The following is a 23,695-nucleotide window of genomic DNA, read 5'->3' as shown; positions in this document are numbered from 1 at the left end:
GCTTTTGGTCGTAAGCTGTCGCAAAATCGCGCAAAATCGATCCGGCTTTGGTTGAAGCCGCCATGGCGCTTCCCTATAATCCGCGGTGGTTTGCCCGGCCACCGGGAAAGGGTCCGAGGGCCGACGATTCGGGCCATCGGCGGCAGTCAATAAAAGGGCGTTTCATGCATAGGGCCGCGCAGTCTCGGCGTCGATCACTCCGTATTGGCGGCCTGATAGGGGCCCAGCTGCTGGTCGCAGTCGTCCTGGTCGTGCTCTCCGCCCTGCTGTCGGGAGGCGCCGCGGCGCTGTCTGCCCTGAGTGGTGCCGGCATCTGTGTGATGGGCAACGCCTATTTCCTGTGGCGGGCCTCGCGTATCCGCGGGGGCCGTCAACCGCGCCGCATGGTCAATAACTTCTATCGTGCGGCGGCGGGAAAGTTCGGTTTGACGGTGGCATTGTTCGTGGTGGTCTTCGTGCTGGTGCCCCCCTCAAACCCGGCTTTATTTTTTGGCGCATATGTGGCGACCCAATTCGCGCACTGGCTGGCTCCCTGGCTGCTGCGCAGACGGTCGACCCCCTGAACCTGAGGTAAGCAACGTATGGCAGCAGGTAGCGAAGTCACGGCGACTTACTATATACAGCACCACTTGCAGAACCTGACCTTCGGCAAGCACCCGGAGAATGGCTGGTCCCTGGCGCACAGCTCCGAGGAAGCCGTGGAGATGGGCTTCTGGGCCATCCACCTGGACACCATGGGCTGGTCCATCGCCATGGGCGCCCTGTTCATCTGGCTGTTCCGCAAGGCGGGCCGCCTGGCCACCACCGGGGTGCCCGGCACCCTGCAGAACCTGATCGAGATGGTGGTGGAGTTCGTCGAGAACACCGTGCGCAGCGCCTTCCATGGCAAGAACCCGGTGATCGCACCCCTGGCCCTGACCCTGTTCGTCTGGATCTTCCTGATGAACCTGCTCAAGCTGATTCCGGTGGACTATGTCCCCGAGCTGTTCGCGCGCCTGGGCGTCGACTACATGAAGATGGTGCCCACCACCGACCCCAATGCCACCCTGGGCATGGCGCTGGGCGTCTTCCTGCTGATCATCTACTACAGTCTCAAGGTCAAGGGCGTGGGCGGCTTCGCCAAGGAGCTCTCCCTGACCCCGTTCAATCATTGGCTGCTGATCCCCTTCAACCTGCTGCTGGAAATCATCGGCCTGCTGGTCAAGCCGCTGGGCCTCGGCCTGCGACTCTTCGGCAACATGTTCGCCGGTGAGGTGATCTTTATCCTGATCGCGCTGCTGCCCTTCTGGATCATGTGGACACTCAATGTGCCCTGGGCCATCTTCCACATTCTGATCATTACCCTGCAGGCCTTTATCTTCACGGTGCTGTCGGTGGTGTACCTGAACGCGGCCCACGAGCACCACTGAGTCGAATCGACCAAGTAACACCCTTAACCCCTTGTAACTCAACTTGAAACTAGGAGTACTACCATGGAACTCGTTTACATCGCTGCTTCTCTGATGATCGGTCTGGGCGCCCTGGGTACCGGTATCGGTTTCGCCCTGCTGGGCGGCAAGCTGCTCGAATCCACCGCGCGTCAGCCGGAACTGGGCGACCAGCTGCAGACCAAGACCTTCCTGATGGCTGGCCTGCTGGACGCCGTGCCGATGATCGGTGTCGGTATCGCGATGTACCTGATCTTCGTTGTCGCCGGTTAACGATATGCATACCGGGCGCTCCGCGCTCGGTTTGCTTGTTTCCGGTCGCCACGAATCAGTCAGAGGTACATCCCTGTGAATATCAACATGACGCTTATCGGACAGACGATCGCCTTCGCGATCTTTGTCTGGTTTTGCATTAAGTATGTGTGGCCGCCGATCAGCAACGCGCTCCATGAGCGTCAGAAGAAGATCGCCGATGGCCTGGATGCCGCCAGCCGTGCCTCTCGTGACCTCGAGCTGGCCCAGGAACAGGCCGCGGAAACCCTGCGTGAGAGCAAGCAGCAGGCTACCGAGATCCTCGAGCAGGCCAACAAGCGTGCCAGTCAGATGATCGAAGAGGCCCGCGAGCAGGCCCGTGCCGAGGGCGAACGCCTGGTGACCAGCGCCCGCAGCGAGATCGAGCAGGAAGTCCATCGCGCCAAGGACGAGCTGCGCGCCCAGGTCTCTTCCCTGGCCCTGGTCGGTGCCGAGCGTGTCCTGGAAGCCTCCATCGACGAGAAGGCCCATCGCGAGATGCTCGACAAGCTCGCGGCCGAACTGTGAGGAGGTGATCCATGGCGGAAACGTCAACCGTCGCCCGGCCCTATGCCAAGGCGGCGTTCGAGTACGCACGTGATCATCAGGCGCTGTCGACCTGGGCCGAGTGGCTCGCCAAGCTGGGCCAGGTCGTCGCCACCCGCGACGCCAAGAGCCTGCTGGCCAGCCCCCGGCTCACCCCGAGCCGCAAGGTCGAGGTACTGATCGAGCTGGCCGAGGTCGAGGCGGACGAGGGCCAGCGCAACCTGTTGGCCAGCCTGGCCGACCAGGGTCGCCTGGCGATCCTCGACGCCATCGCCGAGCAGTTCGAGCGGCTGCGCGCCGATCAGGAGCAGCGCGTCGACGTGACCGTGGTCTCGGCCTTCAAGCTCGACGCCAAGCAGCAGCAGAAGCTCGCCAAGGCACTCAAGAAGCGCCTGAATCGCGAAATCTCCATTACCACTCAGGTGGACTCATCGCTTCTCGGTGGCGTCATCCTGCGTGCCGGTGACACCGTGATTGACGGTTCCGCACGCGGTCGACTGAACCGCCTCCGTGAGACACTTTCCGCCTGAGTCTGAGGGACATGGCATGCAGCAACTGAATCCTTCCGAGATCAGCGACATCATCAAGCAGCGTATCGAAAAGCTGGATGTCGCATCCGAAGCCCGCAATGAGGGCACCATCGTCAGCGTCTCCGACGGCATCGTGAAGATTCACGGCCTGGCCGAGGCGATGTTCGGTGAAATGATCGAATTCCCCGGCGGCATCTACGGCATGGTGCTCAACCTCGAGCGCGACTCCGTGGGCGCCGTGGTGCTGGGCGACTACCTGCAGCTGGAAGAGGGCATGACCGCCCAGTGCACCGGCCGCATCCTCGAGGTGCCGGTGGGTCCCGAGCTGATCGGCCGCGTGGTCGATCCGCTGGGTAACCCCATCGATGGCAAGGGCGAGGTAGGCGCCAAGCTCACCGACGCGGTGGAAAAGGTCGCCCCCGGCGTCATCACCCGTCAGTCCGTGGACCAGCCGATCCAGACCGGCCTCAAGTCCATCGACGCCATGGTGCCGATCGGCCGCGGCCAGCGTGAGCTGATCATCGGTGACCGCCAGATCGGTAAGTCGGCCATCGCCGTCGACACCATCATCAACCAGAAGGGCAAGGGCGTCACCTGCATCTACGTGGCCATCGGTCAGAAGCAGTCGACCATCGCCAACGTGGTGCGCAAGCTGGAAGAGCACGGTGCCATGGAGCACACCATCGTGGTCGCTTCCGGCGCCGCCGACCCGGCCCCGATGCAGTTCCTGGCCCCCTACGCCGGCTGCACCATGGGCGAGTACTTCCGCGACCGCGGCCAGGACGCCCTGATCGTCTATGACGACCTCACCAAGCAGGCCTGGGCCTACCGTCAGGTCTCCCTGCTGCTGCGTCGTCCGCCGGGCCGCGAAGCCTACCCGGGTGACGTCTTCTACCTCCACTCGCGTCTGCTCGAGCGCGCCGCGCGCGTCAACGCCGACTACGTGGAGAAGTTCACGGGCGGCGAAGTGAAAGGCCAGACCGGTTCCCTGACCGCGCTGCCGATCATCGAGACCCAGGGCGGCGACGTCTCCGCCTTCGTTCCGACCAACGTGATCTCCATCACCGACGGTCAGATCTTCCTGGAGACCGACCTCTTCAACTCGGGGATCCGTCCGGCCATCAACGCCGGTCTGTCGGTCTCCCGTGTCGGTGGTTCCGCCCAGACCAAGATCATCAAGAAGCTCGGCGGCGGCGTGCGTCTGGCCCTGGCCCAGTACCGCGAACTGGCGGCCTTCTCGCAGTTCGCCTCCGACCTGGACGAGGCCACCCGCAAGCAGCTGGAGCATGGTCAGCGCGTCACCGAGCTGATGAAGCAGCTGCAGTACTCGCCGATGTCCGTGGCCGAGATGGCGCTGACCCTGTATGCCGCCAACGAAGGCTTCCTGGATGACGTCGACGTCAGCAAGGTGCTGGACTTCGAGCGTGCCCTGCACGACTACATGAAGGCCGAACATGCCGAGCTGCTCGACAAGATCAACCAGACCGGCGGCTACGATGATGAGATCCAGAGCGGTTTGAAGGCGGGTCTCGAGAAGTTCAAGGCCACTCAGAGCTGGTAACGCCACTGGCCCATCCCGGCTTCCGGGGTGGGCCCTGGAGCTTTCTGAGGGCCACGAACGAAAGGTAGATCGCTATGGCAGCTGCAAAAGAGATTCGCACCCAGATCGGGAGCATCAAGAATACGCAGAAGATCACCAGCGCCATGGAAATGGTCGCTGCGTCGAAGATGCGTAGAGCACAAGATCTGATGAAGGCCAGCCAGCCTTACGCCAAGCAGATCCGCAACGTCGTGAGCCATATCGCCGACGCCAACCCCGAGTACAAGCACGACTACATGGTCGAGCGCGAGGTGAAGCGGGTCGGTTATATCGTCGTCTCCACCGACCGCGGCCTGTGTGGCGGCCTGAACGTCAACCTGTTCAAGGCCGTGATCCAGGACGCCAAGGTGTGGCGAGAGCAGGGCGCGGAGATCGAATTCTGCGCCCTGGGCTCCAAGGCCGGCAGCTTCTTCCGCAACTACGGGGGCAACCTCGTCGCGGCGAAGAGCGGCCTCGGGGAGAGTCCCGAGGTCAAGGATCTGATCGGTAGCGTCAAGGTGATGCTGGAAGCCTATGACGAGGGGCGCCTCGATCGCCTCTGCGTGGTGTCCAACGAGTTCGTCAACACCATGACGCAGAAGCCGGTCGTGCGCCAGTTGCTGCCCCTCTCCCCGGATATCGGGAATGGGCACAACGCAGAACAGTCGCGTCCCGGAAGCTGGGACTACCTGTATGAGCCGGACCCCAAGGTGCTGTTGGATAGCCTGCTGACGCGGTTCATCGAATCGCAGGTCTATCAGGCGGTGGTGGAAAACGCGGCCTGTGAACAGGCGGCGCGGATGATCGCCATGAAGAACGCCACCGACAATGCCGGCGGACTGATCGACGACCTGGAGATGGTCTACAACAAGGCCCGCCAGGCCGCCATCACCCAGGAGATCTCCGAGATCGTCGGCGGCGCCGCCGCCGTATAGCACCACGGAGGGTGAGCGAGCACGGGCGTAACCGCCGGCCCCGCCCTCCGTCACCGGATTCATTTACAGGGTTTTGAGAGGAACCAAGATGAGCGGACGTATCGTACAAATCATCGGCGCGGTGATTGACGTAGAGTTTCCGCGGGACGATGTGCCCAAGGTCTACGACGCGCTGAATGTCGCCAATTCCGAAACCGTGCTCGAGGTCCAGCAGCAGCTGGGCGACGGCGTGGTGCGGACCATCGCCATGGGCTCCACCGAGGGCCTCAAGCGGGGCCTGGACGTCGAGAACACCGGCGCGGCCATCTCCGTGCCGGTGGGCAAGCAGACCCTGGGTCGCATCATGGATGTGCTGGGTCGCCCCATCGACGAAGCCGGCCCGATCGGCGAAGAAGAGCGCATGCCGATCCACCGCAAGGCCCCGAGCTATGCGGATCAGGCCGCCTCCAACGAGCTGCTGGAGACCGGCATCAAGGTCATCGACCTGGTCTGCCCGTTCGCCAAGGGCGGTAAGGTCGGCCTGTTCGGCGGCGCCGGCGTGGGCAAGACCGTCAACATGATGGAGCTGATCCGCAACATCGCCATCGAACACAGCGGTTTCTCCGTGTTCGCCGGCGTGGGTGAGCGGACCCGCGAGGGTAACGACTTCTACCATGAGATGACCGACTCCAACGTTATCGACAAGGTATCGCTGGTCTACGGTCAGATGAACGAGCCGCCCGGGAACCGCCTGCGCGTGGCCCTGACCGGCCTGACCATCGCCGAGAAGTTCCGCGATGAAGGCCGCGACGTGCTGCTGTTCGTCGACAACATCTACCGTTACACCCTGGCCGGTACCGAGGTCTCCGCCCTGCTGGGCCGGATGCCCTCCGCGGTGGGTTACCAGCCGACCCTGGCCGAGGAGATGGGCGTCCTGCAGGAGCGCATCACCTCCACCAAGACCGGCTCCATCACCTCCGTGCAGGCGGTCTACGTGCCCGCGGACGACCTGACCGACCCGTCCCCGGCGACCACCTTCGCCCACCTGGACGCCACCGTGGTACTGTCCCGCTCCATCGCCGAGCTGGGTATCTACCCGGCCATCGATCCGCTGGACTCCACCTCCCGTCAGTTGGATCCGCTGGTCGTCGGCGACGAGCACTACGACACCGCCCGCCGCGTGCAGGGCGTGCTGCAGCGCTACAAGGAGCTCAAGGACATCATCGCCATCCTGGGCATGGACGAGCTGTCCGACGAGGACAAGCAGACCGTGGCCCGGGCGCGTAAGATCCAGCGCTTCCTGTCGCAGCCGTTCTTCGTCGCCGAGGTCTTCACCGGGGCGCCCGGCAAGTACGTGTCGCTGAAGGAGACCATCCGTGGTTTCCAGGGCATCCTCAATGGCGACTACGACGAGCTGCCGGAGCAGGCCTTCTACATGGTTGGCACCATCGACGAGGCCGTCGAGAAAGCCAACAAGTAAAGGGCCGTCCACCAAGAGGACTAGACTATGGCGAACAGCTTCAAGTGCGAGATCGTCAGCGCCGAAGCCGCGGTGTTCTCCGGCCGGGTCGAGCAGATCATTGCGGCCGGCGTAATGGGTGACCTGGGCATCCTGCCCGGTCACGCACCGCTGCTGACCGAGCTGCAGCCGGGTCCGGTTCGCGTCATTCATGACGGTGGCGAAGAGGAAAACTTCTACATCTCCGGCGGCTTCCTGGAAGTGCAGCCGGATGTGGTGACCATCCTCGGCGATACCGCCGTGCGTGCCGACGACCTGGATGAGGCCGCCGCCGAAGAGGCGCGCCAGCATGCGCTGAAGGCCTTCAACGAGCAGTCCGCGGAGCTGGATTACAGCCGCGCCGCGTCCGAGCTCGCCGAGGCCGTGGCCCAGCTGCGTACCATTCAGCAGTTGCGCAAGAAACTCGGCCGGGGCTAACGCCGCCCGCGCCGTGGAAAACGCCCCTCGAACAGTGTTCGGGGGGCGTTTTCGTGTCTGGTATCATGACTCCCATTGCCCGGATAGCCTCCGGAAGATTCCGTCATATGTCGCCTCGAGAAGCCTGGCGGCATCAGGAGGATGCCCATGTCGCTGAACGAAACCCTCACCGAGCAGAAGAGCGTCTTGCTGGCGGCGCTGGAGCAGGACGATGCCGGTACCCTGGATGAGGCCCTGCCGGAGCTGCGGGCCGCGGATATCGGCGAGATCCTCGAGGATATCGCCGAGGAGGAGGAAGGGCTGGTTCGCTTCCAGGCGCTGATGGAGCGTCTGCCCATCGAGCGACGGGCCAATGTGCTGGGCTACCTGCCCGGCGAACTGCAGCTGGCCTGGGCGGCCGAGATCGCCGATGACGCCCTGCTGCTGGTGCTGGAGGAGATGAGCTCCGACGAACGCGCCGACCTCTTCAATCTGCTCGACGAGGATCGCCGTGAGGGCCTGCTGCGGCGCATGGCCCGCCAGGAGCGTGAGGAGCTCAAGCGCCTGGCCAGCTACGAGGAGGGCACCGCCGGGGCCATCATGACCTCGGACTACGTGGCCATTCCCAGCGGCATGACCGTCTCCCAGGCGCTGATGCGGGTGCGCCAGACGGCGCCGGATGCCGAGACCGTCTACCAGCTCTATATCGTCGATACCGAGGGACGCCTGGTCGGCACCCTGTCGCTGCGTCAGCTGATGGTGGCGCGGCCCGGGGCCCGGGTCGATGATCTGATGATCAAGGACGTGATCGGCGTGGCGGTGGACGAGGAGCAGGAAGAGGTGGCGCGCCTGGTGGCCCGTTACGACCTGCTGGCGATCCCGGTGATCGACGCCGAGGAGCGCCTGGTGGGCATCGTCACCCACGATGATGCCATGGACGTCGCCGAGTCCGAGGCCACCGAGGATATCCACAAGGGGATGTCCATCGGGGCCCTGGAGGATGGCGTCAGCCGGGTGCCGCTGTGGAGTCTCTACCGCAAGCGAGTCTTCTGGCTGGTGCTGCTGGTCTTCGCCAACCTCTTCTCCGGCGCCGGCATCGCCTACTTCGAGGACACCATCGCCGCCCAGGTGGCGCTGGTGTTCTTCCTGCCGCTGCTGATCGGCAGCGGCGGTAATGCGGGGGCCCAGGCGGCGACCCTGACGGTGCGCGGCATGGCCACCGGCGACGTGGGGGTCAAGGACTGGGGCAAGCTGCTGGGCCGGGAGCTGTTGGTGGCGGGCTCCCTGGGGTTGACCATGGCGCTGGCGCTGGCGGTGGCGCCCATCGGGGTGATGCGTGGCGGCGAAACCGTGGCCATGGTGGTGGCCTTCAGCATGGTCGTCATCGTGCTCTTCGGCAGCCTGCTGGGCATGTGTCTGCCCTTTATTCTCAACCGCATCGGCTGGGACCCGGCCACCGCCTCGGCGCCCCTGGTCACCACCCTGATCGATGCCTCCGGGGTGCTGATCTACTTCAGCATCGCCACCGCGCTGCTGGCCGGGGGCTGATCGTCACGGAGACGGCACCGAGTCTGGCCCCTCTCGCCGCCTTGCCATGGCCCGACGGCGGACAACTCGCGGCGTGACGTGTATTCTCTGCCAGGTTTCGGCCCGGTCCGGCCGGGGCTTCGTTCTTCTATCAAGCGAGTGATCCATGGATTGGCTTCAGGTACTGGTGCTTTCCATCCTGCAGGGGCTCACCGAGTTCCTGCCGATTTCCAGCTCGGCACACCTGATCCTGGTGCCGGAGCTGACCCCCTGGCCCGACCAGGGCCTGGCCTTCGACGTGGCCCTGCATCTCGGCAGCCTGGCGGCGGTGGTGCTCTATTTCCGCCATGACCTGGGGCGCATGCTGGTCAGTTGGTGGGCCTCGCTGAGGGGCCGCGGCACCGATGCGGATGGCCGCCTGGCCTGGTGGGTCTTGCTGGCCACCGTGCCGGTAGGGCTGGTGGGGCTGGCCTGTCATGATCTGATCCAGGAGGCCATGCGTTCGCCGTTGATCGTCGCCGCGGGACTGATCGGCTTCGGCCTGCTGCTGGGCTACGCCGACTGGCGCGGTCGCGGCAGCCGTAGCGAGTACCAGTTGACCTGGAAGCAGGCGCTATGGATCGGCGCCGCCCAGGCCTTGGCACTGATTCCCGGCACCTCCCGCTCCGGCATCACCATTACCGCGGCGCTGCTGCTGGGGCTGAGCCGGGAGGGGGCGGCACGCTTCTCCTTTCTGCTGTCGATTCCGGTGATCGTGCTGGCCGGGGGCCTGGCCTGGAGACCCTGACCCTGATCCGTGCGCCCCAGGCCATCGACTGGTCGGTGCTGGTGATCGGGGCCCTGCTCTCCGGGATCAGCGCCTATCTGTGCATCCACTACTTCCTGGCCTTTATCAAGCGCATCGGCATGCAGCCCTTCGTGGCTTACCGGCTCCTGCTCGGCGGCTGGCTGCTCTGGCTATTCTGGTAATTCCTTGCATGGAGATCGACCCATGAGGCACTTCTCTCGCCCCCTGGCCTGGGGGGCCCTGATCCTGGCCACCCTGGGCCTGACGGGGTGCGGCGATGGTGACCCGACGCTGGAGTCGCCGGTGACCCTGGAAGGGGGCGTCTTCGGCAGCTTCTACCAGGTCACCATCGCCGACCCCCTGACCCGGAGCCGGGCCGAGGCCCTGGAGGCGGGCTTCCTGGAGGAGCTCGAGGCGGTGGACGCGGCCATGTCCACCTATCGTGACGACTCGGAGCTGGTGGCCTTCAACCGGGCGCCGGTCGGTGAGTGGCAACCCCTCTCGGATGAGCTGATCGAGGTGCTGGCGATTAGCGAGGCGGTGGCCGAGGCCAGCGGCGGCGCCTTCGACGTCACCATCGGTGGCCTGGTCAACCTCTGGAGCTTCGGCCCCGAGGCGCGTCCCCGGGAGATTCCCGAGGCGGAGCTGATCGCCAGTCGCCTGGCCGAGATCGGTCACGACAAGCTGGAGCTGGAGCCGACGGTGAGCCAGGCGCGGCGCCTGGAGGATGTCTTCGTCGACCTTTCCGGGGTGGCCAAGGGGCATGGTACCGATCGGGTCGCCGCCTACCTGGATCGCCAGGGCATCGACCACTATCTGGTCAACCTGGGGGGCGACCTGGCCGTCAAGGGCTACCGGGATCGCGAGGCCCAGCCCTGGCGTATCGGCGTCGAGCTGCCGGACAGCGAGCGCCGGGTGGCCCGGCATGTGCTGCCGCTGCATGACGGCACCGTGGCCACCTCCGGCGATTACCGCAACTACTTTGAAGAGGATGGCCGGCGCTTCTCCCATACCCTCGATCCGCGCAGCGGCTATCCGGTGGCGCATACCCTGGCCTCGGTATCGGTCTTCCACCCCTCCAATGCCTGGGCCGATGCCTGGGCCACGGCGCTCAGCGTGGTGGGGCCCGAGGAGGCCCTGCGACTGGCCGAGCGGGAGGGGCTCGAGGTCTTGCTGCTGGTCCGGGAAGGGGATAGCTGGGGCAGCCTGGCCAGCACGGCCTTGGCGGCCCGCCTGGGCGAGAATCGCCTCGACTCCCTGGGGATCCGGGTGCCGTCATGGAACAGCAATCAGGAGGAAGAATGAGTCTCGACGTTGTGATTCTCGCCGCCGGGCAGGGCTCCCGGATGCGCTCGACCCGGCCCAAGGTGCTGCATCGCCTGGCCGGCAAGCCCATGGTGCGTCATGTGATCGACACCGCCACCCGCCTCGGCGCCGGCAAGTTGCACGTGGTGATCGGCCACGGTGCCGATCAGGTGCGCAGCGAGCTGGGCGACTGTCCGGTGCACTTCGCCCTGCAGGCGGAGCAGAAGGGTACCGGCCATGCGGTGGCCCAGGCCCTGGAGGCCCTGGAACATGACAAGGTGCTGGTGCTCTACGGGGACGTGCCGCTGATTCGCGCCGAGACCCTGGCGGGCCTGCTGGAGGGCGTCGACGAGTCCCATCTGGGGCTGCTCACCGTGACCCTGGCGGATCCCGGCGGTTACGGGCGCATCCTGCGCAACGCCGAGGGCCAGGCGGTGGCCATCGTCGAGCACAAGGACGCCTCCGAGAGCGAGCGAGCGGTCAAGGAGTGCAATACCGGCATCATGGCCATGACCCGGGCCCAGTTGAAGCGCTGGCTGCCCCAGCTCTCCGCGGATAATGCCCAGGGCGAGTATTACCTCACCGACGTGATCGCCCTGGCCGCCGCCGAGGGAGTCAAGATCGTTACCGCCCAGCCGGAAGATCCCCTGGAGGTGGAGGGGGTCAATAACCGCGCCCAACTGGCGCGCCTGGAGCGGGCCTATCAGATCCGTATCGCCGAGTCCCTGATGACCGCAGGCGTGGCGCTGGCCGATCCGGCACGCCTCGACGTGCGCGGCAGCCTGCGCTGCGGCCACGACGTGGAGATCGACGTGGGCTGCGTCTTCGAAGGCGATGTGGAGCTGGGTGAAGGCGTGCGCATCGGCCCCTACTGCGTGATCCGCGACAGCCATATCGGCGCCGGCAGCGTGATCGAGGCCCACAGCATCGTCGAGCAGAGCGTGGCGGCGGGGCATAACCGCGTCGGGCCCTTCGCCCGGTTGCGTCCCGGCACTCATCTGGCGGTGCAGGCCAAGGTGGGTAACTTCGTCGAGACCAAGAATGCCCAGGTGGGCGAGGGCAGCAAGATCAACCACTTGAGCTATGTGGGCGATGCCACCCTGGGACGCGGCGTCAATGTGGGGGCCGGCACCATCACCTGCAACTACGATGGCGTCAACAAGTCCCGCACCGAGATCGGCGACGATGCCTTTATCGGCTCCAATACCGCCCTGGTGGCCCCGGTCAGCGTCGGCGCCCGCGCCACCATCGGCGCTGGTTCCACCATCAGCAAGGACGTGGCCGACGGTGCCCTGGCGGTGGCTCGAGGCCGTCAGCTGACCAAGGCGGATTGGCCACGACCCACCAAGCGAAAATAAGGGTGGGCCAGTAGCGCTCGAGGCCCGGGGCTACCCTGGGGGCAGGCCCCGGGAGGCCGGACCCTCGCGAGGCGCGGTAGACCCATCCCTGGGCGCTCGACTTTTTCCTGCGGTGCTACGCTATCCTGCTCCGCTTGCAGGGCCGGGGTAGGCCCTCCATGGCCTACCCGTTCGGAGACATGCTCCTCACCCCTGAAAAAGACGCTTTGCTCCGGCCTGCCCCCAGCGCCCCTTAGCGATTCCCACACGAGCCCTGCTCAGGTAGCCCCGGGCCTCGACAGGGGGAGAACGCCAACTGCGATAGCCCTGAGATATTCCCCACCTCTTGACCCGGAGCGCCGGCTGAGGTTTCATCTCCTCTTTCGAGTCGAAACAAAGACCTTTCATGTCGAAGCGAAATACTGCCCAGCGCCGCCACGCCATCCTCGCCTTCGTCAACGAACGGGGCGAGACCGGCGTGGATACCCTGGCCGAGCACTTCGCCATCTCCGAGGTGACGGTGCGCAAGGACCTGGCGACCCTGGAGAAGAGCGGCCTGCTGTTGCGCCGCTACGGCGGGGCCGCGCCCCTGCCCCAGGAGCTGCTGGGGGAGCCGCGCCTCTCTCCGGCCAAGCGGGCCATCGCCCGGGCCGCCTGCGGGCGCATCCGCGAGCATCAGCGCATCATCATCGACAGCGGCAGCACCACCTCGGCGATGATTCCCGGCCTGGCGGGCAAGGCCGGCCTGGTGGTGATGACCAACGCCCTGGCGGTGGCCAATGCCCTGCGCGAGCTGGAGGAGGAGCCTATGCTGCTGATGACCGGCGGCACCTGGGATCCCCACTCCGAGTCCTTCCAGGGCCAGGTGGCGGAGCAGGTCCTGCGCCAGTACGACTTCGATCAGCTGTTTATCGGCGCCGACGGCATCGATCCGACCCGGGGCACCACCCTTCAACGAGCTGCTGGGCCTCTCCCGGGTCATGGCGGAGGTCTCCCGGGAGGTGGTGGTGCTGGCGGAGTCCTCCAAGGTAGGCCGGCGCATCCCCAATCTGGAACTGCCCTGGCAGGTTATCCACACCCTGATTACCGACCAGGGGCTTGGGGATAAGTCTCGACACACCATCGAGGCCCAGGGGGTCGAGGTCGTGTTGACGCCGGTCGATCCCGACTAATGATTCAAGGAGAGTAACCATGTGTGGAATCGTCGCCGCGGTCGCCGGCCGCAACGTACAGGGCATCCTGCTGGAAGGCCTCAAGCGCCTGGAGTATCGGGGCTACGACTCCGCGGGCATGGCGGTACTCAATGCGGCGGGTAAGCTGGCGCGTCGCCGCGCCCTGGGCAAGGTGGCGGCCCTCGAGGCGCGCCTCGCCGAGGCGCCCCTGGGGGGCCATAGCGGCATCGCTCATACTCGCTGGGCCACCCACGGCAAGCCCAGTGAGGCCAATGCCCATCCCCACCAGTCCGGCGACGACCTGGCGGTGGTGCATAACGGCATCATCGAGAACTTCGAGGCGCTGCGTCGCGAGCTCCAGGGTGAGGGCTACGCCTTTACCTCCGAGACCGATACCGAGGTGGTGGCCCATCTACTGGCCCGGCGCTTGCGGGGTGGGGATGACCTGCTGGCGGCGGTGCAGGCGGTGGCCGGAGGCCTGGACGGCGCCTATGCCCTGGGGGTGATGAGCCCCTTGGAACCCGGCGTGGTGATCGGCGCCCGCAAGGGCAGCCCCCTGGTGGTAGGGGTAGGCATCGAGGAGGCCTTCCTGGCCTCGGACCCCCTGGCGTTGCTGCAGGTCACCGATCGCTTTATCTACCTGGAGGAGGGCGATGTGGTGCGCCTGGGCCAGGGCGGCGAGATCACCATCTTCGACGCCGAGGGCCAAGTGGTGGCGCGTCCGGTGCGGGTCTTCGAGCATGGCGATGGCGCCGCCAGCAAGGGCGACTATCGCCATTTCATGCTCAAGGAGATCCATGAGCAGCCGGCGGTGATCGCCGCCACCCTGGAGGGGCGCCTGGGCAGCGAAGGCGTGCTGATCAACGGCTTCGGCAGCGAGGCGGAGGCGCTCTTCCGCCGGGTGCGGCAGATCCATATCGTCGCCTGCGGTACCAGCTATCATGCCGGCCTGGTGGCTCGCTACTGGCTGGAGCGCTACTCGGGCCTGCCCACTCAGGTGGAGGTGGCCTCGGAGTACCGTTACCGGCGGGTGGTGGTGCCGGAGGACACCCTCTTCGTCACCCTCTCCCAGTCCGGGGAGACCGCCGATACCCTGGCGGCGTTGCGTTTCGCCCGCCACAGCGGCTACCTGGCCAGCCTGGCGATCTGCAACGTGCCGGGCAGCTCATTGGTGCGGGAGTCGGACCTGACCCTGCTGACCCAGGCCGGTCCGGAGATCGGCGTGGCCTCCACCAAGGCCTTTACTACCCAGCTCACCGCCCTGCTGCTGCTCACCCTGGCCCTGCAGCGAGTGCAGGGGGGGGAGGCGCCGGCGGGGTTGCTCGAGGCGTTGTGTGGCCTGCCCGAGGCGGTGACCCGGGTGCTGGCCCTGGATGGCGAGATCGAGTCCCTGGCCGAGGCCTTCGCCGAGAAGCATCATGCGCTCTTCCTGGGCCGTGGCGCCCACTTCCCCATTGCCCTGGAGGGGGCCCTGAAGCTCAAGGAGATCTCCTATATCCATGCGGAGGCCTATCCCGCCGGCGAGCTCAAGCATGGCCCCCTGGCCCTGGTCGATAGCGAAATGCCGGTGATCTCGGTGGCGCCCAACGATGAGCTCCTCGACAAGCTCAAGTCCAACCTCCAGGAGGTGCGGGCCCGGGGCGGCGAGCTCTTCGTCTTCGCCGACGAGAGCGTGGCCCTGGAGGCGGGAGAGGGACTACGGGTGCTGCGCCTGCCGGCGGTACATGAGGCCCTGGCGCCGATTCTCTACACCCTGCCGCTGCAGCTGCTCTCCTATCATGTGGCGGTACTCAAGGGCACCGATGTGGATCAGCCCAGGAACCTGGCAAAATCGGTCACGGTGGAATAAGGAGATAGAGGGCGTGCGTTAACTGCGATAGCCCTGGCCACCACCCCGGCCATATCGATTATTCGAGTACACGATGGCTAAACTGCATCTGGGCCTGGCCATGTGGGCCAATGGCGACTGGCGAGGCTCTCTCCTGGCCCCTCATGGCGGCAACGAGGCGATGCTGGCGGAGTACGCCACGGTGTTCGATACCGTGGAGGGCAATACCACCTTCTATAGCGGCGCTCCCCGGGCGGAAACGGTGGCCGCCTGGGCGCGCCAGGCACCCGGCCACTTTCGCTTCTGCTTCAAGCTGCCCGCCGAGTTGACCCACCGTCGGCGCCTGGTGGGTATCGAGACGCAGCTCGAGGCCTTTATCGAGGCCTTAGAGCCCCTCCACGATCGCCTGGGACCGCTGATGATCCAGCTGCCCCGGGACTTCGGTGGCCAGGAGTTGCCCCGATTGGCGGCCTTGCTCCAGGCCTGGCCGGCTCATCTGCCGGCGGCGGTGGAGGTGCGTCATCCCGACTTTTTCCACAAGGGGGAGGCGGAGCGGGCCCTCAACCGATTGTTGATAAGTCATGGCGTGGAGCGGGTGATGCTGGATGTGCGTCCGCTCTTCGCGACCCCCGCCGGGGACGATCCGCGCCTGCTCAAGGCCCAGGGCGAAAAGCCAAGAGTCCCGCTACATGTGCTCTCCACGGCGACAGCGCCCCTGGTTCGCTTTATCGGTCACTTCGACGAGGCGATCAATCGGGAGCGCTTCGCCCCCTGGGCGGAGCGCCTCGCCCTGTGGATAAAACAGGGGAAAACCCCTTTCCTCTTTGTGCATACCCCGGATAACCGAGGCGCCGACCCTGGCGCGGACCCTCTATGCCGAGGTGGCCCGGCACGTCCCGTTGCCGGAACTGGGCGCCTTTCCCGGTGAGCAGCAAGTCAGCCTTTTCTAATCTTTCCAGTTTTGGCCCGGAGTTGAGGGAAGGTGGGCATGTGAGTCTGGCCATCGAGCGTATGATCGGATAGTTTTATCGTCCTGAGCGCTATTTATCCAAAGATCTTCCCGGATTTTGCGCGAATCCTGCGTGGATTCGGTAAGGTTTCGGCGCTCGGCACCCTCCCACTCGGGCGCCGACCTGGTGCTATGGTGAGAGGGGGCGTGACTTGGCGGTGATCCTGCCTGGATCCTGTCATGCCCTTGGTGCGCCGTGTGACCCATGGCGACCCGGACGTGGCAACAATAAGCACAAGCCGTTATCGCATCCGACCGATCGATAACGACACGCACAATCAGGGTGAATCATGTCGAAACTATCCCATGCACAATGGTCATCGAAGATGGCCTTTATCCTGGCCGCCACCGGCTCCGCCGTCGGCCTGGGCAATATCTGGCGCTTCTCTTATATGGTGGGCGATAGCGGCGGGGCCGCCTTCGTCCTGGTCTACCTGATCTGTGTGGCGGTGATCGGGCTCCCCATCCTGGTCGCCGAGTGGCTGATCGGCCGGCGTGGCCAGAAGAACCCCATCAATGCCATGGCCGAACTGGCCCGGGAGCGGGGGCAGCCCGGCGCCTGGATGCTGGTGGGCTTCAGCGGCGTGCTGGCGGCCTTCCTGATCCTCTCCTTCTATAGCGTGATCGGCGGCTGGTCGCTCTCCTATACCCTGAGCTCGGTGACCGGCGCCTTCAGCGGCCAGGACGCCGATGGCATTGGCGCTATCTTCGGCGGCCTACTGAGCAACCCCGGCTTACTGCTGCTGTGGCATACCGCCTTTATGGCGCTGGTGGTGTGGATCGTCGCCCGCGGCGTCACCAAGGGCCTCGAGAGCGCGGTGCGCACCCTGATGCCGGCCCTGTTTATCCTGCTGCTGCTGCTGGTGGGCTATGGCATGACCACCGGGCACTTCGGTGAGGCCTTGGCCTTTATGTTCAGCCCCGACTGGAGTGCCCTCGATGGTGGCGTGGTACTGGCCGCCATGGGTCAGGCCTTCTTCACCCTGTCGCTGGGCATGGGCATCATGATGGCCTACGGCTCCTACCTGGGCGAGGACGTCAACCTGATCGGCACCGCCCGCACCGTGATCATCCTCGACACCGTGGTGGCCCTGATCGCCGGCATGGCGATCTTCCCCATCGTCTTCGCCAACGGCCTCAGCCCCGGCGAGGGGCCCGGCCTGATCTTCGTCACCCTGCCCCTGGCCTTCGGCAATATGGGCGGCGGCATGATTATCGGCCTGATGTTCTTCCTGCTGCTGACCTTCGCCGCCCTGACCTCGGCCATCTCCCTGCTGGAGCCGGTGGTGGAGCTGATGGAAGAGCGTACCCCGCTGTCCCGGGTCGCCGCGACCCTGGTCAGCGCCGTGGCGGTCTGGGCCCTGGGCATCGCCGCCCTGCTGTCGTTCAATGTCTGGGATGTGCCGGTGCTGTTCGGGCTCAACGTCTTCGACCTGCTGGATACCTTCACCAGCAAGATCCTGCTGCCCCTGACCGGGCTGGGCGCGGTGGTCTTCGTGGCCTGGTGCCTGGATCGCACCAGCGTCGAGAAGGAGTTGGGTATCGGCGGTACCGCCGCGACCCTGTGGCATGCCAGCGCGCGTTTTATCGCGCCGGTGGGGGTGGTCATCGTCTTTATCACCGGGCTGATCTAGGCCGGCGGCGATAAGACGACCTCCCTTTGGCGAGCCCCGGTGACCCCGGGGCTCGCTGCATTCTGGGCTACTGCAAGGCGTCGTCGAGGTCGCTGATCTCCTGTTCGAGACGCTTGAATTCGCCATGCAGCTCGATGCCGCGACGGGCCCGCAGATGGCGCACGGCGGCGCTCTTCTGGCGCTGCTGGTGTTCGTCGTTCTCCATGCTCATGAAGATATCGAGCAGTTCATTACGAAGCGTGGATAGCCGTTCCATATCGCGCATGAGTCGGTTCTCCTGCAGAGGACGCAAGCAACAAAAGTGTCGACACTGCTTCTCTTACTATAACCTACTTGACAATTTGATGACCCAGATCGGCCGTTGATGTCAAGCGCCGACATTCCGGTGCTGACAGCCCGGCCCCGGGCTGGGCATACTGAGCGGACGCCCCGTCGGGTCCCTGACGATAACGAAAGAACGAGGAGCGAACCGTGAGCCGCGCCCTATTCGATGAGTTAAGAGGTCGCATGGAGCACTTTCGTCGCTCCGAGCAGAAAGTGGCCCGCTTTGTGCTGCGCAATCCCGAAGAAGTGATCCATATGCGCATCGTCGACCTGGCCACCGAGGCCAAGGTCAGCGAACCCACCGTGGTGCGCTTCTGTCGGGCCCTGGGCTGCAATGGTTTCCAGGACTTCAAGCTCAAGCTGGCCCAGATGCTGGCCACCGGCAGCCAGTTTGCCCAGTTCTCCATGAACGACAGCGACAGCGTCGCCGAATTTTCCCATAACATCTTCGATTCCACCGTGGGCACCCTGCTCTCGGTACGCGACCGCCTGGATATCGAGGCCCTCAACCAGGCCATCAATGCCCTGGCCATGGCCAACCGGGTGGAGTTCTACGGCTTCGGTGCCTCCGGCGCCGTGGCCTTCGATGCCCAGCACAAGTTCTTCCGCCTGCAGATCTCCACCTCGGCCTATACCGATCCGCATATGCAGAACATGTCGGCGGTGACCCTGGGCAAGGGCGACGTGGTGGTGGCCATCTCCCAGACCGGCCGCACGCGCGCCCTGGTGGCCAGCGTCCGCCTGGCACGGGAGGCCGGCGCCACCGTGATCGGCCTGTGCCCCAGTGGCTCGCCGCTAGCCGACGAGGTGAGCCTGCCGCTCTATATCGATGTCCACGAGGACACCGAGATCTATACCCCGTTGAGCTCGCGGATCGCCCATCTGGTGCTGGTGGATGTGCTGGCGGTGGGGGTGGCCAAGACCCGCGGGCCCAAGCTCGCCGAACAGCTCAAGTCGGTGAAGAAGAGCCTGGTCCCGCTGCGCTACCCGGAAGAAGACGAGAAGCCCTAGGTTTTGTACGAAAAGTCGGCGAGCGATGGCCAGACAAGGCAAAAATCGACGAAACGACGGAGTTTACGCGGTGTAAATGAGTACTTTGAGCCGATTTTTAACGCCGTATGGGCGAGCGCAGACAGTTTTCGTACAGAGCCTAAGACCCGGCTGGGGCTTATGCTAAGCTGGTCGCCCATTTTTCGACCAGCAAGTGCCTGCCCCTATGGATGACGTCACGGCGATTCTCGACCACCTCAATCCCGCCCAGCGCGAGGCCGTCAGCGCCCCCCAGGGCAATATGCTGGTGCTGGCCGGGGCCGGTTCCGGCAAGACCCGGGTGCTGGTGCATCGCATCGCCTGGCTGCTGCAGACCGAGGGGCTCTCTCCCTATGCCATCCTGGCGGTGACCTTCACCAACAAGGCAGCCCGGGAGATGCGCACCCGCCTGGAGGCCCTGCTGGGCCTGTCGCTGCGCCATATGTGGGTGGGCACCTTCCACTCCATCGCCCATCGCCTGCTGCGCACCCACTGGCAGGACGCCCGCCTGCCCCAGCACTTCCAGATCATCGACAGCGATGATCAGCTGCGCCTGATCAAGCGCCTGCTCAAGGATCACCGGATCGACGACGAGCGCTTCCCGCCCCGCCAAGTGCAGTACTTTATCTCCGGCTGCAAGGAGGAGGGGCTGCGTCCCCATCAGGTGGATGCCCATGGCGACGCCTACATGAGCCAGATGGTGGAGCTCTACGAGCGCTATCAGTTGACCTGCGAGCGGGGCGGCCTGGTGGACTTCGGCGAGCTGCTGCTGCGCAGCCTGGAGCTGCTGCGCGATACCCCGGCGCTGCTGGCCCACTACCAGGCACGTTTCGCCCATGTGCTGGTCGACGAGTTCCAGGACACCAATACCCTGCAATACGCCTGGCTCAAGCTGCTCAGCGGCCAGCGCACGCCGATGACGGTGGTGGGCGACGACGACCAGTCGATCTATGGCTGGCGCGGCGCCCGGGTCGAGAATATCCGCCGCTTCGAGACCGAGTTCACCGACACCCGGACGGTGCGCCTGGAGCAGAACTACCGCTCCACCAGCGCCATCCTGGATGCCGCCAATGCGCTGATCAGCCACAACAGCGGGCGCATGGGCAAGGAGCTATGGACCGATGGCGCCGAGGGCGAGCCGATCTCCGTCTATGCCGGCTTCAATGACCTGGACGAGGCGCGTTTCATCGTCGACACCATCAAGGAGAAGGTGGACGAGGGCATCAACCGCCGCGATATCGCCATCCTCTACCGCTCCAATGCCCAGTCCCGGGTGCTGGAGGAGGCGCTGATCCGCCAGGGCATGCCCTACCGCATCTATGGCGGCCATCGCTTCTACGAGCGCCTGGAGATCAAGAACGCCCTGGCCTACCTGCGCCTGCTGCTCAACCGCGACGATGACGCCTCCCTGGAGCGGGTCATCAATGTGCCTGCGCGAGGCATCGGCACCCGCACCGTGGAGGTGATCCGCGAGCGGGCCCGGGAGGACAATAGCTCCCTGTGGCAGGCGCTCCACGACTGTTTGGCCCAGGGCCGGCTCAAGGGACGCGCCGCCAATGCGGTGCAGGCCTTCGCCGAGCTGGTCGAGCGCCTCGATCACGACACCGCGGCGCTGATGCTCCACGAGATCATCGACCATGTGGTGAGCCAGTCGGGGCTGCTGGAGCACCACCGCAGCGAGAAGGGCGAGAAGGGCCAGGCCCGGGTCGAGAACCTGGAGGAGCTGGTCACCGCCGCCCGCGCCTTTACCCAGGGCACGCCCCTGGCCGAGGTGGAGGTGGGCGAGGGGGCCGCGGCCCTGGAGCCCTTCCTGGCCGAGGCGGCCCTGGATGCCGGCGACCACGAGGCGGACGAATTCGAGGACTGCGTGCAACTGATGACCCTGCACTCCGCCAAGGGGCTGGAGTTCCCGGTGGTCTTCGTCGCCGGGGTCGAGGAGGGGCTCTTCCCCCACAAGATGTCCCTGGAGGAGCCGGGGCGCCTGGAGGAGGAGCGGCGCCTCTGCTACGTGGGCCTGACCCGGGCCATGCACAAGCTCTACCTCACCTATGCGGAGCTGCGCCGCCTGCACGGCAAGGAGACCTTCCAGCGTCCCTCCCGTTTCCTGCGCGAGCTGCCCGAGGCGCTGCTGGAGGAGGTACGCCTGCGCGGCCAGATCTCGCGGCCGGTTACCGCTGGCCGGCCGATGCCCGCGGCGGCCCGCCAGGAGGGCGTCAACGGCGGCGATGACCTGCCCAGCCTCTCCCTGGGGCAGCGGGTCAGCCATCCGCTGTTCGGCGATGGGGTGATCATCAACGCCGAGGGCGAGGGGCAGCGGGCCCGGGTGCAGGTGAGCTTCGAGGGCGAGGGCGACAAGTGGCTGGTGCTGGGCTTTGCCAAGCTAACGCCGCTATAGTTCGCCGGCATGCCAGGGTTATCGCAGTTAGCTTTGTGGCCAGGGGCTACCCTGGGGGCAGGTGTCGCGGGGCGCTGTGACCCCCTCCCTGGGCGCTACTTTTGCCCTGCTTCGCTCTCGCATCCTGCTCCGCTAGCAGGGCCGGTGCTGGCCATCCCTGGCCAGCCCGTTCAGAGTCATGCTCCTCACCCCTGGCAAAAAACCCCCGCTCCGACCTGCCCCCAGCGCCCCTCAGCGATTCCAGCGGTGTTAGCCCTGGCCGGTATATTTCACCACTTGACGCTAACGTCAATGACGTTGGCGGCCAGGCTTGCCGTCGCTAACCCTGCTAAGCATACTGCGTGACGGACACTTTTCCGCCGGGCGAGCCCCGCGCCGGAAAAACAATAACGCTCAATGGAGTCATGCCCGTCATGCAACGACGTCAATTCCTCGGCGCCCTGGGCGCCGGCGCTGCGGGGGCCGTGGCCGCCCCCTTCGTCTCCACCGCCAACGCCCAGGAGCCCATTACCTGGCGCATGGTCACCTCCTGGCCGAAGAACTTCCCGGCCCTCGGCACCGGTGCCAACGACTTCGCCCAGCGCATCGAGACCCTCTCCGGCGGCCGCATGCGGGTCCAGGTCTATGGGGCCGGCGAGCTGGTCCCGGCCCTGGAGGTCTTCGATGCGGTGGCCGCCGGTACCGCCGAGATGGGCCACTCGGCGTCCTATTACTGGCGCGGCAAGGTCGCCGCTTCCCAGTTCTTCACCGCCGTGCCCTTCGGCATGAATACCACCGAGACCAATGCCTGGCTCTACCATGGCGGTGGCCAGGAGTTATGGGACGAGGTCTATGCCGGACACAACCTCAAGCCCTTCGCGGTAGGCAATACCGGTACCCAGATGGCCGGCTGGTTCAAGCGCGAGATCAACTCCCTGGAGGACATGCGCGGCCTGCGTATCCGCCTGCCGGGGCTGGCCGGCGAGGCCATGAACGGCATCGGCGCCACCGCCGTCAATATGCCGGGCTCGGAGATCTTCACCTCCATGCAGACCGGGGTGCTGGACGCCGCCGACTGGGTGGGCCCCTACAACGACATGGCCTTCGGCCTCTACCAGGTGGCCGATTACTACTATACCTCGGTCTGGAACGAGCCCAGCGCGGTACTCGAGGGCACCGTCAACCTGGATGCCTGGAACGCCCTGCCGGATGACCTCAAGGCGGTGGTGGTCGAGGCGGCCCGCTCCGCCAACCTGGCGATGATCGACGAGTTCACCTTCCGCAATGCCCAGGCCCTGCAGACCCTGGTGGACGAGCACGGCGTCGAACTGCGCACCTTCCCCGAGGACGTGATGGCGGCGCTCCACGAGTCGTCCCGAGAGGTGCTGGCACGGCAGACGGAGTCCGACCCCGAGTCGGCGCGGGTCTACGAGTCCTATCAGGCCTTCCAGCGGCTGGTGCGGGGCTTTACCGACGTGGGGGAATTCGCCTACCTGAAAAGCCGCGACGCCGTGACATCTTGAGTGGCCGGTGGTTGGAGAGGGGGGAGTTCGCCTCTCTCCAGACCCCCAAGAGCCGCGATGCGGTAACGTCCTGAATCAGTGGTGGCGCGGGGGGGGCACGCCACCATCGATGCGGGGGAGCTCGCCCCTCTCCGGAACCCCAAAAGCCGCGATGCCGTGACCACCTAGGGTGGCGGCGGGCGGTATCGAGAGCCACTGGGCGCCCGTGGGCGCCCAGTGGCGTTAGGAGGGGACGCTAGGCCTCGGGCACGGCGCGAATCCGGCCGTTGTCGTCCAGGGCCACCATCACGAAACGTGCCTCGGTGACCTTGTGCAGCTCGTCGGGGTCGCGCTCCTGGGGCGGCCGACTCCACACCTCCACGTCGATCTTGATGGAGCTGCGGCCGATCTCCCGCACCTCGGTGAAGATATTGACCACCGAGCCGACGCGCACCGGGCACAGGAAGTCCATGGCCTCGATGGCCACGGTGGCGGTGCGGCCATGGGCCACCCGGCCGGCGGCCAGTTCGGCGGCCTGGTCCATATGACTGACCAGCCAGCCGCCGGGAATATCGCCATAGAGGTTGGTATCCTGGCGCGAGGCCAGCAGCTTGAGGGTCAACTGCCCCTGGGGGGCGGGAACATCATCGAGATCGGTCATGGGG

At 65.6% G+C, this 23,695-nt stretch carries 20 protein-coding genes and 2 pseudogenes; 20 read left to right on the top strand and 2 right to left on the bottom strand.

Annotation, left to right across the window (positions count from 1 at the left end; all coding sequences use genetic code 11):
* Positions 1–164: 164 nt before the first annotated feature.
* The 17 genes and pseudogenes from ACQ1W9_RS19225 (at position 165) to ACQ1W9_RS19145 (ending at position 17,801) form a co-directional block, all read left to right on the top strand.
* Positions 165–563 carry an ATP synthase subunit I gene (locus ACQ1W9_RS19225; RefSeq protein ID WP_431024726.1) on the top strand — a complete coding sequence of 133 codons (399 nt, stop codon included), beginning with the start codon at positions 165–167 and terminating at the stop codon, positions 561–563.
* A gap of 18 nt (positions 564–581) precedes the next feature.
* Positions 582–1,409: a F0F1 ATP synthase subunit A gene (gene atpB, locus ACQ1W9_RS19220; RefSeq protein ID WP_431024725.1), complete on the top strand. Its 828-nt coding sequence runs from the start codon at positions 582–584 to the stop codon at positions 1,407–1,409.
* A gap of 63 nt (positions 1,410–1,472) precedes the next feature.
* A complete protein-coding gene (atpE, locus tag ACQ1W9_RS19215; RefSeq protein ID WP_110284402.1) occupies positions 1,473–1,700 on the top strand; it encodes a F0F1 ATP synthase subunit C in 228 nt (75 codons plus the stop codon).
* A 75-nt stretch (positions 1,701–1,775) separates the two neighbouring features.
* Complete coding sequence (locus tag ACQ1W9_RS19210) at positions 1,776–2,246, top strand: F0F1 ATP synthase subunit B (RefSeq protein ID WP_431024724.1); 471 nt, start codon at positions 1,776–1,778, stop codon at positions 2,244–2,246.
* Between the two features lie 11 nt (positions 2,247–2,257).
* Complete coding sequence (locus ACQ1W9_RS19205; protein WP_346060821.1) at positions 2,258–2,794, top strand: F0F1 ATP synthase subunit delta; 537 nt, start codon at positions 2,258–2,260, stop codon at positions 2,792–2,794.
* A 16-nt stretch (positions 2,795–2,810) separates the two neighbouring features.
* Positions 2,811–4,355 carry a F0F1 ATP synthase subunit alpha gene (atpA, locus tag ACQ1W9_RS19200; RefSeq protein ID WP_431024723.1) on the top strand — a complete coding sequence of 515 codons (1,545 nt, stop codon included), beginning with the start codon at positions 2,811–2,813 and terminating at the stop codon, positions 4,353–4,355.
* Positions 4,356–4,429: 74 nt separating this feature from the next.
* Positions 4,430–5,308 carry a F0F1 ATP synthase subunit gamma gene (atpG, locus tag ACQ1W9_RS19195; protein ID WP_431024722.1) on the top strand — a complete coding sequence of 293 codons (879 nt, stop codon included), beginning with the start codon at positions 4,430–4,432 and terminating at the stop codon, positions 5,306–5,308.
* An 88-nt stretch (positions 5,309–5,396) separates the two neighbouring features.
* Complete coding sequence (gene atpD / locus ACQ1W9_RS19190; RefSeq protein ID WP_346060818.1) at positions 5,397–6,767, top strand: F0F1 ATP synthase subunit beta; 1,371 nt, start codon at positions 5,397–5,399, stop codon at positions 6,765–6,767.
* A gap of 27 nt (positions 6,768–6,794) precedes the next feature.
* Positions 6,795–7,223 carry a F0F1 ATP synthase subunit epsilon gene (locus ACQ1W9_RS19185; RefSeq protein ID WP_346060817.1) on the top strand — a complete coding sequence of 143 codons (429 nt, stop codon included), beginning with the start codon at positions 6,795–6,797 and terminating at the stop codon, positions 7,221–7,223.
* A gap of 147 nt (positions 7,224–7,370) precedes the next feature.
* Positions 7,371–8,750 carry a magnesium transporter gene (gene mgtE / locus ACQ1W9_RS19180; RefSeq protein ID WP_431024721.1) on the top strand — a complete coding sequence of 460 codons (1,380 nt, stop codon included), beginning with the start codon at positions 7,371–7,373 and terminating at the stop codon, positions 8,748–8,750.
* 145 nt (positions 8,751–8,895) lie between these two features.
* Positions 8,896–9,698 (top strand): annotated as a pseudogene (locus ACQ1W9_RS19175) (undecaprenyl-diphosphate phosphatase).
* Positions 9,699–9,720: 22 nt separating this feature from the next.
* Positions 9,721–10,821 carry an FAD:protein FMN transferase gene (locus ACQ1W9_RS19170; RefSeq protein ID WP_431024720.1) on the top strand — a complete coding sequence of 367 codons (1,101 nt, stop codon included), beginning with the start codon at positions 9,721–9,723 and terminating at the stop codon, positions 10,819–10,821.
* On the top strand, positions 10,818–12,179 hold the full coding sequence (glmU, locus tag ACQ1W9_RS19165) for a bifunctional UDP-N-acetylglucosamine diphosphorylase/glucosamine-1-phosphate N-acetyltransferase GlmU (RefSeq protein WP_431024719.1): 1,362 nt from the start codon (positions 10,818–10,820) through the stop codon (positions 12,177–12,179). Before ACQ1W9_RS19170 ends, glmU begins: the two co-directional genes overlap by 4 nt.
* A gap of 385 nt (positions 12,180–12,564) precedes the next feature.
* A complete protein-coding gene (locus ACQ1W9_RS19160; RefSeq protein WP_431024718.1) occupies positions 12,565–13,266 on the top strand; it encodes a DeoR/GlpR family DNA-binding transcription regulator in 702 nt (233 codons plus the stop codon).
* 83 nt (positions 13,267–13,349) lie between these two features.
* Positions 13,350–15,179 carry a glutamine--fructose-6-phosphate transaminase (isomerizing) gene (glmS, locus tag ACQ1W9_RS19155; protein ID WP_431024717.1) on the top strand — a complete coding sequence of 610 codons (1,830 nt, stop codon included), beginning with the start codon at positions 13,350–13,352 and terminating at the stop codon, positions 15,177–15,179.
* Between the two features lie 73 nt (positions 15,180–15,252).
* Positions 15,253–16,108: pseudogene (locus tag ACQ1W9_RS19150) on the top strand (DUF72 domain-containing protein).
* 349 nt (positions 16,109–16,457) lie between these two features.
* A complete protein-coding gene (locus ACQ1W9_RS19145) occupies positions 16,458–17,801 on the top strand; it encodes a sodium-dependent transporter (RefSeq protein WP_346060809.1) in 1,344 nt (447 codons plus the stop codon).
* Between the two features lie 67 nt (positions 17,802–17,868).
* On the opposite strand, the gene ACQ1W9_RS19140 is transcribed toward ACQ1W9_RS19145, so the two are convergent.
* Positions 17,869–18,066 (bottom strand): PA3496 family putative envelope integrity protein, encoded by a 198-nt coding sequence (locus tag ACQ1W9_RS19140; protein ID WP_346060808.1) that lies wholly within the window; start codon positions 18,064–18,066, stop codon positions 17,869–17,871.
* Positions 18,067–18,272: 206 nt separating this feature from the next.
* On the opposite strand from ACQ1W9_RS19140, the gene hexR reads away from it, so the two are divergent.
* The 3 genes from hexR (at position 18,273) to ACQ1W9_RS19125 (ending at position 23,051) form a co-directional block, all read left to right on the top strand.
* Positions 18,273–19,136, top strand: a complete 864-nt coding sequence (hexR, locus tag ACQ1W9_RS19135; protein ID WP_431024716.1) for a transcriptional regulator HexR — start codon at positions 18,273–18,275, stop codon at positions 19,134–19,136.
* A gap of 205 nt (positions 19,137–19,341) precedes the next feature.
* A complete protein-coding gene (gene uvrD / locus ACQ1W9_RS19130) occupies positions 19,342–21,549 on the top strand; it encodes a DNA helicase II (RefSeq protein WP_431024715.1) in 2,208 nt (735 codons plus the stop codon).
* A 413-nt stretch (positions 21,550–21,962) separates the two neighbouring features.
* Entirely contained in the window at positions 21,963–23,051 is a 1,089-nt protein-coding gene (locus tag ACQ1W9_RS19125; RefSeq protein ID WP_431024714.1) for a TRAP transporter substrate-binding protein, read from the top strand.
* Between the two features lie 235 nt (positions 23,052–23,286).
* Here ACQ1W9_RS19125 and ACQ1W9_RS19120 read toward each other — a convergent pair whose 3' ends face one another.
* Positions 23,287–23,691: an acyl-CoA thioesterase gene (locus ACQ1W9_RS19120; protein ID WP_195861151.1), complete on the bottom strand. Its 405-nt coding sequence runs from the start codon at positions 23,689–23,691 to the stop codon at positions 23,287–23,289.
* Positions 23,692–23,695: the final 4 nt, after the last annotated feature.

It is taken from the genome of Halomonas sp. H5, from assembly GCF_050613175.1.
Taxonomy (GTDB): domain Bacteria; phylum Pseudomonadota; class Gammaproteobacteria; order Pseudomonadales; family Halomonadaceae; genus Bisbaumannia; species Bisbaumannia salifodinae.
This window is presented reverse-complemented; position numbering and strand designations above follow the sequence as displayed.